The sequence below is a fragment of the Streptomyces sp. NPDC058751 genome, assembly GCF_042746485.1.
Lineage (GTDB): Bacteria > Actinomycetota > Actinomycetes > Streptomycetales > Streptomycetaceae > Streptomyces.
The window spans coordinates 19,569-30,687 of the sequence record NZ_JBHYPZ010000056.1 but is presented as its reverse complement, the minus strand read 5'-3'; the positions used below and the strand labels follow the sequence as shown (position 1 = coordinate 30,687).

Sequence of the window (11,119 nt, the reverse complement as noted above, 5' to 3'; positions counted from 1 at the left end):
CAAGCCCTATTACTTTTTTTTTGTGGGTTTGGGGGGCTGTTTTTTTTTTATAAGACACGGGGCCGGGGGCCCCCCGGGGGGGGGGCGGGGGGCACGGGCCGGCGTCAGGCCTCGGAGGGCCTGCGGGCCGATGTCACGCGGTACACGTCGTAGACGCCCTCGACGCCCCGTACGGCCTTCAGGACGTGTCCCAGGTGCTTGGGGTCGCCCATCTCGAAGGTGAACCGGGAGGTGGCGACCCGGTCGCGGGAGGTCTGGACGGCCGCGGACAGGATGTTGACGTGCTGGTCGGACAGGACGCGGGTGACGTCCGACAGCAGCCGGGACCGGTCCAGGGCCTCGACCTGTATGGCGACCAGGAAGACCGAGGACTGGGTGGGCGCCCACTCGACCTCGAGGATGCGTTCGGGTTCGCGGGAGAGCGAGTCGACGTTGACGCAGTCGCTGCGGTGGACCGAGACGCCGCTGCCACGCGTGACGAATCCGATGATCGGGTCGCCCGGCACCGGGGTGCAGCAGCGGGCGAGCTTGACCCACACGTCGTCGACGCCCTTGACGACCACACCGGGGTCGTTGCTGCTGCGCCGCTTGCGGCTCCGGCCCCGCGCGGACGGTACGGCCTCGTCGATCTCCTCGCTGGCCGCCTCCTCGCCGCCGAGCGCCTGTACGAGCTTCTGGACGACGCTCTGGGCGGTGACGTGGCCCTCGCCGATCGCCGCGTACAGCGACGAGATGTCGGGGTAGCGCATCTCGTGCGCCAGGGTCACCAGGGAGTCGCCGGTGAGGATCCGCTGGATCGGCAGGTTCTGCTTGCGCATCGCGCGGGCGATGGCGTCCTTGCCGTGCTCGATCGCCTCGTCGCGGCGTTCCTTGGAGAACCAGGCGCGGATCTTGTTGCGGGCGCGCGGCGACTTCACGAAGCCGAGCCAGTCGCGGGAGGGGCCCGCGCCGGCCGCCTTGGAGGTGAAGACCTCCACCAGGTCGCCGTTGTCCAGGGTGGACTCGAGCGGCACCAGGCGTCCGTTGACCCGTGCTCCTATCGTCCGGTGGCCGACCTCCGTGTGGACCGCGTACGCGAAGTCCACCGGCGTCGCGCCGGCCGGAAGCGCTATGACGTCGCCCTTGGGCGTGAAGACGAAGACCTCGTTGCGCGAGAGGTCGAAACGCAGGGACTCCAGGAACTCGCTGGGGTCCTCGGTCTCCTTCTGCCAGTCGAGGAGCTGGCGCAGCCACGCCATGTCGTTGACGGTGTCCTGGCCCGCGCTGCCCTTGGCCGCCCGGGGCACGTCGGTGCGGATCTTGGAGGACCCGGCGACGGTCTCCTGCTTGTACTTCCAGTGCGCGGCGATGCCGTACTCGGCGCGGCGGTGCATGTCGAACGTACGGATCTGGAGTTCGACGGGCTTGCCGTTGGGGCCGATGACCGTCGTGTGCAGCGACTGGTACATGTTGAACTTCGGCATCGCGATGTAGTCCTTGAACCGGCCGGGGACCGGGTTCCATCGCGCGTGCACGGTGCCGAGCGCCGCGTAGCAGTCGCGGACGGTGTCCACGAGGACGCGGATGCCCACCAGGTCGTAGATCTCCGCGAAGTCACGGCCGCGGACGATCATCTTCTGGTAGACGCTGTAGTAGTGCTTCGGGCGGCCGGTGACGGTCGCCTTGATGCGGGCCGCGCGCAGGTCGGACTGGACCTCGTCGGTCACTATGGCGAGGTACTCGTCGCGCTTGGGGGCGCGCTCGGCGACCAGGCGCACGATCTCGTCGTACATCTTGGGGTAGAGGATCGCGAAGGCGAGGTCCTCCAGCTCCCACTTGATGGTGTTCATGCCCAGGCGGTGGGCGAGCGGCGCGTAGATCTCCAGGGTCTCGCGCGCCTTCTTCTCCTGCTTCTCGCGCTTGAGGTAGCGCATGGTGCGCATGTTGTGCAGGCGGTCGGCGAGCTTGATGACCAGGACGCGGGGGTCCTTGGCCATCGCGACGACCATCTTGCGCACGGTCTCGGCCTGGGCGGCCTCGCCGAACTTGACCTTGTCCAGCTTGGTGACACCGTCGACGAGGAGCCCGACGGAGTCGCCGAAGTCGCGGCGGAGCTGGTCCAGGCCGTACTCGGTGTCCTCGACGGTGTCGTGCAGGAGGCCTGCCATGAGCGTCGCCGGGTCCATGCCGAGCTCGGCGAGGATGGTGGTGACGGCGAGCGGGTGCGTGATGTACGGGTCGCCGCTCTTGCGCTTCTGGCCCCGGTGCCAGCGCTCGGCGACCTGGTACGCCTTCTCGATCTGCCGGAGCGTCGACGTCTCGATCTTGGGGTCGTTGCTGCGCACTATCCGCAGCAGCGGCTCCAGGACCGGGTTGTACGGGTTCGAGCGCTGGACGCCGAGCCGGGCCAGGCGGGCCCGGACGCGGTTGGAGGAGCCGCCGGAGCGGCTGGGCTGCGGCGCCGTCGGCCGGGCCGCAGGTGTGTTCGCGGGGCGCTCGGGCGCGGCCGGCTTGGGACGTGACCCCTCGGCCGCCGTTCCGTCGGGGGCGGACTGGGCGTGCTCGGCCTGCCCGCTCGCTCCGTTCCGTGCGGGCTTCTCCACGGCGCCCGAGGCTGGCTCGGGCTGGGTGGAGGCGGTTCGCCCCAGGCGTTCCGCGCTGGGGGCGAGTGGCTGGGCCTCGTCTGGCAAGAGGGCTCCTCGTGCGCGATCCGGGTCCCCCGGTCAGGCTCCGGAAACCCCATGGTAGCGATCCTCCGCGCCGGACTCGCGGTCGGCTGCCGGGTGCGGTCCCGCACCCCGGGAACGCGGGAGGCGGGCGCCGGATTCCTCCGGGCCCGCCTCCACGGTGTCCTACGGGTGTCTCAGGGCTTTCCGCGGCCTTGCCGGGCGTGATGGGCCCGGCTGGTGCGCGCGGTCCTCAGACGGTCAGGAGCGCCTCCAGGGGAGCTCCCGCCAGGGCCGGCTCCAGACGGCTCCGGCCGCCCAGGAACCCGAGCTCCATCAGCACGGCGACGCCCGCGACCTCGGCGCCCGCCCGCCGGATGAGCTGGAGCGACGCCTCCGCGGTGCCGCCGGTGGCGAGGACGTCGTCGACGACCAGCACGCGGTCGGCCGCGCCCAGGTCCTCGGCGTGCACCTCGATCTCGGCGGAGCCGTACTCCAGGTCGTACGCCTGCGACAGGGTCGCTCCGGGGAGCTTGCCGGCCTTGCGCACGGGGATGAAGCCGATCCCGGCGTGGACGGCGACCGGGGCTCCGAGGATGAAGCCGCGGGCCTCCAGGCCGACGATCTTGGTGGCGCCGTTGCGCACGGCGATGTCCGCCAGGGCGCCGGTGAGCGCGCCGAACGCGGCCGGGTCGGCCAGGAGCGGGGTGATGTCCTTGAACATCACTCCCGGTTCCGGGTAGTCGGCCACGTCACGGATGCGGCTGGTCAGCAGCTCTTCGATGCCGTTCATCGCCGCTTCCCCGAGGGACGGCCGCGGCCGCGGACGCGGGAGGCGGGCTGGTTGCGGGGACCGACGACCGCCGGGGCGACGTCGTCCTCCTCGTCCCCGTACGCCGGGTCGGTGACCCGCGGCTCCGGGGACTCGCCCGTGGCGGCGGCCTGGGCCCGCTTGGCGAGGACCCGCTTGCGCAGGGCCTTCATCTCCGGCTCGCGCTCCTTGAGGTCGGCGACGAGCGGCGTGGCGATGAAGATCGAGGAGTACGCACCGGCCGCGAGGCCGACGAACAGCGACAGCGAGATGTCGTTCAGCATGCCGGCGCCGAGGACTCCGCCGCCGATGAACAGCAGGCCGGCGACGGGCAGCAGCGCGACCACCGTGGTGTTGATGGAACGCACCAGGGTGCTGTTGATCGAGCGGTCGGCGACGTCGCTGTAGGTCCAGCGGGTCTGCTTGGTGATGTCCTTCGTCTGCTCCTTGAGGCTGTCGAAGACGACGACCGTGTCGTAGAGCGAGTAACCGAGGATCGTGAGCAGACCGATCACGGTGCCCGGGGTGACCTCGAAGCCGACCAGGGCGTAGACGCCGACCGTGATGGTGATGTCGTGGATCAGGGCGACGAGGGCCGCGATGGCCATGCGCCACTCGAAGGCGATCGCCAGGTAGATCACGACGAGGACCATGAAGATCGCCAGGCCCTGCCATGCCTTGCTGGCGACCTGGTCGCCCCAGCTCGGACCGACCAGGTCCGCGTTGATCTGCTCGGGGTCGAGCTTCAGGTCGGCGGCGAGCTTCTCCTTGATCGTGTCCGACTTCTCGGTGTCGATACCGGCGATCTGGATGCGCAGGCCGCCCTTGCCGAGCTGCTGGACGACCGCGTCGTGGCCGGAGGCCTCTTCCGCGTACGTCTCCGCCTGGCTCACCGAGACATCGCTCTTGCCGGTGGTGGTGAAGACGGCGCCGCCCTGGAACTCGATGCCCATGTTCAGGCCGCGCACCGTCAGGCCGAGGATGGCCGTGATGGTGATCAGGATCGAGATGCCGTACCAGATCTTGCGCTTGCCGACGAAGTCGTAGCCGATCTCGCCGCGGTGGAGCCGGGCGCCGAGGGTGCCGAGTTTCGACATCTCACGCCTCCTTCGTGTCGACGGGGGCGGACGCGCGACGGGTGCGGCGAAGCGGCGGCTTGGCGCCCAGTCGCTTCGGGTCGAGGCCGGACCAGCTGTGACCCTCCGCGAAGAACTTCCTGCGGGCGAGGAGCGTCATCAGCGGCTTGGTGAAGAAGAACACGACGACGACGTCGAGCACCGTGGTCAGACCGAGGGTGAACGCGAAGCCCTGGACCTTGCCGACGGTGACGATGAAGAGCACCGCGGCGGCGAGGAACGACACGAAGTCGGAGACCAGGATGGTGCGCCGGGCACGCGGCCAGGCACGCTCGACGGCCGGACGCAGGGAGCGGCCCTCGCGGATCTCGTCCCGGATGCGCTCGAAGTAGACGATGAACGAGTCCGCCGTGATACCGATCGCGACGATCGCGCCGCAGACGGCGGGGAGGTTCAGCGCGAAGCCGATGGCCGGGCCGAGCAGCGCCATGAGCACGTAGGTGAGGATCGCCGAGACGCCCAGGGAGGCGATGGCGATGACCGACAGGCCGCGGTAGTAGATCACCAGGTAGAGGACGACCAGGGCGAGGCCGATGGCGCCCGCGATCAGACCGGCGTGCAGCTGCTCACCGCCGAGCGCGGCGGTGACCGTGGTGACGCTGGACTCGTGGAAGCTGAGCGGCAGGGCGCCGTACTTCAGCATGTTGGCCAGGTCCTGGGCCTCGGTCTGGGTGAAGCTGCCGGAGATCTCCGCGCTGCCGCTCAGCGACTGGCGGACGGAGGGGTCGGAGACGACCTGGCCGTCGAGGACGATCGCGAACTGGTTCTGCGGCTGCTGGTTCTGGGCGAGCTTGCCGGTGATGGCGGCGAACTTCTTGGAGCCACCGGACGTGAAGTCCATGGTGACCTTCCAGCCCGCGGCGCTCTGCGTGTCGAAGACCGCGCCGGCCTTCTTGATGTCCGTACCGGCCACCTCGGCCGGGCCGAGGATGTACTTCTGCCACTGACCGGCGGAGTTCTTGTCCTGGCCGCAGGCCACGGTCGGCTCGGTCGGCTTGGCGCCGGAGCCTGCCTTGGCGCGGACGGCCTTGTCGGTGCAGTCGAGCGCTTCGTACGCGGCCTGGAGCTTGGCGGTCGCGGGGTCGACGCTGGCGCTCGCCGAGGGCGAGGCGTCGGCCGAGGCCGAGGAGCTCGGGGTGGCGCTCGCGGACGGCGAGGAGCCCGCCTTCAGGGCGTCGGTGACCACGCGGCCCTGGGTGGTGGCGGAGGCCGACGGCGTCGCGGAGGACGAGGGGGACGAGGTCGCCTTGTCCCCGGCCTTGCCGGAGGGGCTGCTGGAGGCGCTCGGCGACGGGCTGGCCGACGCCGCGGGCCCGGAGACGTCGGTCGTCAGCACGGGACGGAAGTAGAGCTTGGCGGTGGTGCCGACCTGCTCGCGGGCCTGCTTGGAGTTCGTGCCCTTGGGGATGTTGACAATGATGTTGTCGGATCCCTGGGTCTGAACCTCGGCCTCGGAGACACCGAGACCGTTGACACGGCGGTTCATGATGTCGACCGCGGTGTCCATGTTGGTCTTGTTGATCGCGTTGGGCTGACCCGGCTCGTTCTCCGCCGTGAGCGTGATGCTCGTGCCGCCGGCGAGATCGATGCCGAGACGCGGAGTCGTCTGCCCGGAGGCGAACATCCCCCCGGTGAGCGCCGCGATGGCGATCAGGATCAGGGCCAGCGAGCGCCCCGGCCTGCTCTGGGCGCTCGCGTTCCGGCCCTTCTTCGGTGCTGCCACCTTCTCGTACTCCCTCTCGGGCCGCCCTGCGCCGGGTGAGCGCGTGGACGGCCATGCCATGGTGTCGGGACCCCGTGCGAGAACAGCACGTCCCGGGAGGTGCGGGGCGCGAGCGGATCGCGCCGTTCTCCCGGGTCGTGACTACTTCTTCGCGTCGGTCCCGCCGTCGGTCTTCTTCGGCTCCGCCTCGTCGCCGGCGGCCTTGTCGGCCTTCGCCTCGACGGTCTCGTCGGCCGGCTCGTCCGCCGCGTCCTTCTTGCCGAGGTCGAGGGGCTTGTCGTCGGAGGCGTCGGAAGAGGCGTCGGCGGCGGGCTCGTCGGTCTCGGTGAGGGAGGAGGCGTCGTCCGGCACGACGGAGCCGTCGGCCTTCAGGTCGTGCTCGATGCCGTGGACGATGCGGTTGTACTCGTCGTCCGTGAGGACGGCACCGATCGCGTTCTTCGCGAAGAGCAGGTCCACACCCGGGGCAGCGTCAAGGAGAACCGTGTCCTCGTTGACCTCCTTGACGGTGGCGTACATACCGCCGATCGTGCGCACGCCTGAGCCGGGCTGCATCTCGTCGCGCATGGAAGCCGCCTGCTGCTGCTTCTTCTTGGCCGACCGGGTCATCAGGAACATGGCCCCGATGAGCACGATGAACGGGAGGAGGGTCACGAGACTCACGGGTCGGAACTTCCTTCTTCGACCGCACCAGGTGAGCGGCCTGCTGGATGGGGGTATGTATGGGGGGTGCGTATGCCGCCGACAAGGGCGGCATCGGCGGAGTCTAAGCGAGTCCGCACTGACGGAACAACGCTCAGCATGGCACCGGGGTTCCTGCCCCGGCGGGTACGCGCGCCGTCACGCCCCGAACAGGTCTTCTTGTCCGTTTCCACCGGCCGACCGGCGAGGTGGCGTGAGGCCGAGATGCGCCCATGCCGCGGGTGTCGCCACCCGGCCACGGGGAGTACGGGCGAGGAGCCCCTCCCGTACGAGGAAGGGCTCGGCGACCTCTTCCACGGTCTCACGCTCCTCCCCCACTGCGACAGCGAGTGTGGACAACCCGACAGGACCGCCGCCGAAAAGCTTGAGCAGGGCCTCGAGGACTCCGCGGTCGAGACGGTCCAGCCCGCGCGCGTCGACCTCGTAGACCTTCAGGGCCGCCGCGGCGATCTCCCGGGTGATGACTCCGTCCGCTCTGACCTGCGCGTAGTCACGGACGCGGCGCAGCAGACGGTTGGCGATGCGGGGCGTGCCGCGGGAGCGGCCGGCGATCTCCGCGGCGCCCTCGGCTCCGATCTCGACGTCCAGGAGACCGGCGGAGCGGTGGACGACACGCTCCAGCTCGGCGGGTTCGTAGAACTCCATGTGCGCGGTGAAGCCGAAGCGGTCGCGCAGCGGCGGGGGCAGCAGCCCCGCGCGGGTGGTGGCGCCGACCAGGGTGAACGGGGGCAGTTCCAGCGGGATGGCGGTGGCGCCGGGTCCCTTGCCGACGATGACGTCGACCCGGAAGTCCTCCATCGCCATGTAGAGCATCTCCTCGGCGGGCCGGGACATGCGGTGGATCTCGTCGAGGAAGAGGACCTCGCCCTCCTGGAGGGAGGAGAGGATCGCGGCCAGGTCCCCGGCGTGCTGGATGGCGGGGCCGCTGGTGATGCGGATGGGGGCGCCCATCTCGGCCGCGATGATCATGGAGAGGGTGGTCTTGCCGAGGCCGGGGGCACCGGAGAGGAGCACGTGGTCGGCGGTGGCCCCGCGCGCGCGGGCGGCGCGCAGGACCAGGTCGAGCTGCTCGCGCACCTTCTCCTGGCCGATGAACTCGTCCAGGTCCTTGGGGCGCAGCGCGGCCTCGACGGCCTGGTCCTCGCCGTCGGCGACCGAGCGGACCAGCCGCTCGGCGGCGGGTCCGACGAGCCCCTGGTCGGCGGCTTCGTCTGTCGTGTCGTCCCAGTTCATCGGTGGTGCCTCGCGGTCTCGTGGTGGTGGGGCGGTCGGCGGTGCGTCGGGCGCGGGCCGCACCGGGGCGCGCGCCCGGCCCGGTGGCCGGGGCCGTTCAGCGTGCTCGGTTCAGGGTCTGCAGGGCGGCTCGCAGGAGCCGGCCGACCTGCGGGGTTCCCTCGGCGGCCTCGGCCTGCGGGGCGACGGCGGCGACCGCCTCGTCGGCCTCGCGGGTCGCGTACCCGAGGCCGACGAGCGCGGCGTGCAGCTGGTCGCGCCAGCTCGCGGTGACCGCCGTGCCGATGGCGGGGCCGCCGGGGCCGAGCGGTTCGCCGAGCCGGTCCTTGAGCTCCAGCAGCAGCTTCTGGGCGCCCTTCTTGCCGATGCCGGGAACGGCGACGAGGGCCTTCTCGTCACCGGTGGACACGGCACGGCGCAGGGCGTCGGGGGTGTGCACGGAGAGCATCGCCTGGGCGAGGCGCGGGCCGACCCCGCTCGCGGTCTGGAGCAGTTCGAAGACCTGGCGCTCGTCGTCGTCGGCGAAGCCGTACAGGGTGAGGGAGTCCTCGCGGACGACGAGGGAGGTGGCGAGTCTCGCCTGCTGTCCCGTGCGGAGCCCGGAGAGGGTGCCCGGCGTGCACTGGACGGAGATGCCGATGCCGCCGACCTCGACGACCGCGGAGTCGGGGGCGAGGGCGGCGACCGGGCCGCTGACGAAGGCGATCATGCGGTACGGCCTTTCGGTGCTGGGTTCTGGGCGTGCGCGGCCGCGGCCCGCTGGAGCCGGTTCTGCGCGACGGCCCGGTCGGGTCCGGTCCGTGCGGCGGCCTGCTGGAGTCTGTTCTGGGCGGGGGCTCGCCAGATGTGGCAGATGGCGAGCGCGAGGGCGTCCGCCGCGTCGGCGGGCTTCGGGGGCTCGGAGAGCCGGAGCAGGCGGGTGACCATCGCGCCGACCTGGGCCTTGTCCGCGCGACCGCTGCCGGTGACGGCGGCCTTGACCTCGCTCGGGGTGTGCAGGGCGACCGGGATGCCGCGCCGGGCCGCGCAGAGCATGGCGACGGCGCTGGCCTGGGCGGTGCCCATCACGGTCCGGACGTTGTGCTGGCTGAACACGCGCTCCACGGCGACGAATTCGGGTTCGTACTCGTCGAGCCACCGCTCGATGCCCTGCTCGACGGCGACCAGGCGAAGGGCCAGTTCGTCGTCGGCCGGTGTGCGCACGACTCCGACTCCGAGCATGGTCAGGGGCCGCCCGGCGACTCCTTCGACCACCCCGACACCACACCGGGTCAGCCCGGGGTCGACACCCAGCACCCGCACCCGGGCCTCCTTCGATCTCGCCTGTCGTCGCTGGGGTGTTCCCAGTTCGTGCAGGCTATCGGGTGCCACTGACAGAGCGACGGGCCGACGGGGGTGTCCCCCGTCGGCCCGTCGCTCCGGGCATGCCCTCGGTCAGGCGTCGACCTTCTCCATGACCTCGTCGCTGACGTCGAAGTTGGCGAAGACGTTCTGCACGTCGTCGCTGTCCTCCAGGGCGTCGATCAGCTTGAAGATCTTCCGGGCGCCCTCCTCGTCGAGCTCGACCTGCATGGTCGGGACGAAGTTGGCGTCGGCGGAGTCGTAGTCGATGCCGGCCTCCTGGAGCGCGGTGCGCACCGCGACCAGGTCGGTGGCCTCGGAGAGGACCTCAAAGCTCTCGCCGAGGTCGTTGACCTCCTCGGCGCCCGCGTCGAGCACGGCACCGAGGACGTCGTCCTCGGTCAGCTCACCCTTGGGGACGACGATGACGCCCTTGCGGTTGAACAGGTACGACACGGAACCCGGGTCGGCCATGCTGCCGCCGTTGCGGGTCATGGCGACGCGCACGTCGGAGGCCGCGCGGTTGCGGTTGTCGGTGAGGCACTCGATGAGCACCGCGACACCGTTCGGACCGTAGCCCTCGTACATGATCGTCTCGTAGTCGGCGCCACCGGCTTCGAGACCGGCGCCGCGCTTGACCGCGGAGTCGATGTTCTTGTTCGGGACCGAGCTCTTCTTCGCCTTCTGGATGGCGTCGAACAGCGTCGGGTTGCCGGACACATCGGCGCCACCGGTACGGGCCGCGACCTCGATGTTCTTGATCATCTTCGCGAAGAGCTTGCCGCGCTTGGCGTCGATCACGGCCTTCTTGTGCTTCGTCGTAGCCCATTTAGAGTGGCCGGACATCTGCCTGTCTCCTTCGCGTAACCCAACCTGTACGGACTCCCCCAGGCTTCGGGAGCCTGGGAAGACCCCACAGATCCTACAAGGACGCCGGTGTCCGGTTCGCGCGCACCATGTCGACGAACAGACCGTGCATACGGTGATCGCCCGTCAGTTCCGGGTGGAACGACGTGGCGAGCGCGTTTCCCTGGCGTACCGCGACGATGTGGCCCTCGTGCTCGGCGAGCACCTCGGCCTCGGCGCCCACGGACTCGACCCAGGGGGCACGGATGAAGACGCCCTCTACAGGATCGCCCTCTACGCCCTTGACGTCGACCGCCGCCTCGAAGGACTCGTTCTGCCGTCCGAAGGCGTTGCGGCGCACGATCATGTCGATGCCGCCGACGGTCTCCTGGCCCGAGCGTGGGTCGAGGATCTTGTCGGCGAGCATGATCATGCCCGCGCAGGTGCCGTAGACGGGCAGTCCCTCGCGGACCCGCGCGCGCAGCGGCTCCATCACTCCGAAGAGGACCGCCAGCTTGGAGATGGTGGTGGACTCGCCGCCGGGTATCACCAGGCCGTCGACCTCGGCGAGTTCCTCGGGCCGCCGCACCGGCCTGGCCACGGCGTCCGCCGCGGCCAGGGCGATGAGGTGTTCCCGTACGTCGCCCTGGAGGGCCAGGACACCGATGACAGGAGTGCTCAT

10 protein-coding genes are annotated in these 11,119 nt (G+C 70.4%); all 10 read right to left on the bottom strand.

The window, feature by feature from the left end; all coding sequences use genetic code 11:
* Positions 1 to 104 precede the first annotated feature (104 nt).
* Entirely contained in the window at positions 105 to 2,582 is a 2,478-nt protein-coding gene (locus ACFW6B_RS36140; protein WP_386603181.1) for a RelA/SpoT family protein, read from the bottom strand.
* Between the two features lie 316 nt (positions 2,583 to 2,898).
* Entirely contained in the window at positions 2,899 to 3,438 is a 540-nt protein-coding gene (locus tag ACFW6B_RS36135) for an adenine phosphoribosyltransferase (RefSeq protein ID WP_386603125.1), read from the bottom strand.
* Positions 3,435 to 4,553 (bottom strand): protein translocase subunit SecF, encoded by a 1,119-nt coding sequence (gene secF / locus ACFW6B_RS36130; RefSeq protein WP_386603123.1) that lies wholly within the window; start codon positions 4,551 to 4,553, stop codon positions 3,435 to 3,437. The genes ACFW6B_RS36135 and secF overlap by 4 nt, the downstream gene beginning before the upstream one ends.
* 1 nt (position 4,554) lies before the next feature.
* Positions 4,555 to 6,315, bottom strand: coding sequence for a protein translocase subunit SecD (gene secD / locus ACFW6B_RS36125; RefSeq protein ID WP_386603121.1), 1,761 nt, complete (start codon positions 6,313 to 6,315; stop codon positions 4,555 to 4,557).
* Positions 6,316 to 6,456: 141 nt separating this feature from the next.
* Positions 6,457 to 6,978 carry a preprotein translocase subunit YajC gene (gene yajC / locus ACFW6B_RS36120; RefSeq protein ID WP_386603119.1) on the bottom strand — a complete coding sequence of 174 codons (522 nt, stop codon included), beginning with the start codon at positions 6,976 to 6,978 and terminating at the stop codon, positions 6,457 to 6,459.
* Positions 6,979 to 7,155: 177 nt separating this feature from the next.
* Positions 7,156 to 8,250, bottom strand: coding sequence for a Holliday junction branch migration DNA helicase RuvB (gene ruvB / locus ACFW6B_RS36115; protein ID WP_386603116.1), 1,095 nt, complete (start codon positions 8,248 to 8,250; stop codon positions 7,156 to 7,158).
* Positions 8,251 to 8,347: 97 nt separating this feature from the next.
* Positions 8,348 to 8,959 (bottom strand): Holliday junction branch migration protein RuvA, encoded by a 612-nt coding sequence (gene ruvA / locus ACFW6B_RS36110; RefSeq protein ID WP_386603114.1) that lies wholly within the window; start codon positions 8,957 to 8,959, stop codon positions 8,348 to 8,350.
* A complete protein-coding gene (gene ruvC / locus ACFW6B_RS36105; protein ID WP_386603112.1) occupies positions 8,956 to 9,552 on the bottom strand; it encodes a crossover junction endodeoxyribonuclease RuvC in 597 nt (198 codons plus the stop codon). Before ruvC ends, ruvA begins: the two co-directional genes overlap by 4 nt.
* A 132-nt stretch (positions 9,553 to 9,684) precedes the next feature.
* Positions 9,685 to 10,437 (bottom strand): YebC/PmpR family DNA-binding transcriptional regulator, encoded by a 753-nt coding sequence (locus ACFW6B_RS36100; protein WP_386603110.1) that lies wholly within the window; start codon positions 10,435 to 10,437, stop codon positions 9,685 to 9,687.
* Positions 10,438 to 10,513: 76 nt separating this feature from the next.
* On the bottom strand, positions 10,514 to 11,119 hold the full coding sequence (gene pdxT, locus ACFW6B_RS36095) for a pyridoxal 5'-phosphate synthase glutaminase subunit PdxT (RefSeq protein WP_386603107.1): 606 nt from the start codon (positions 11,117 to 11,119) through the stop codon (positions 10,514 to 10,516).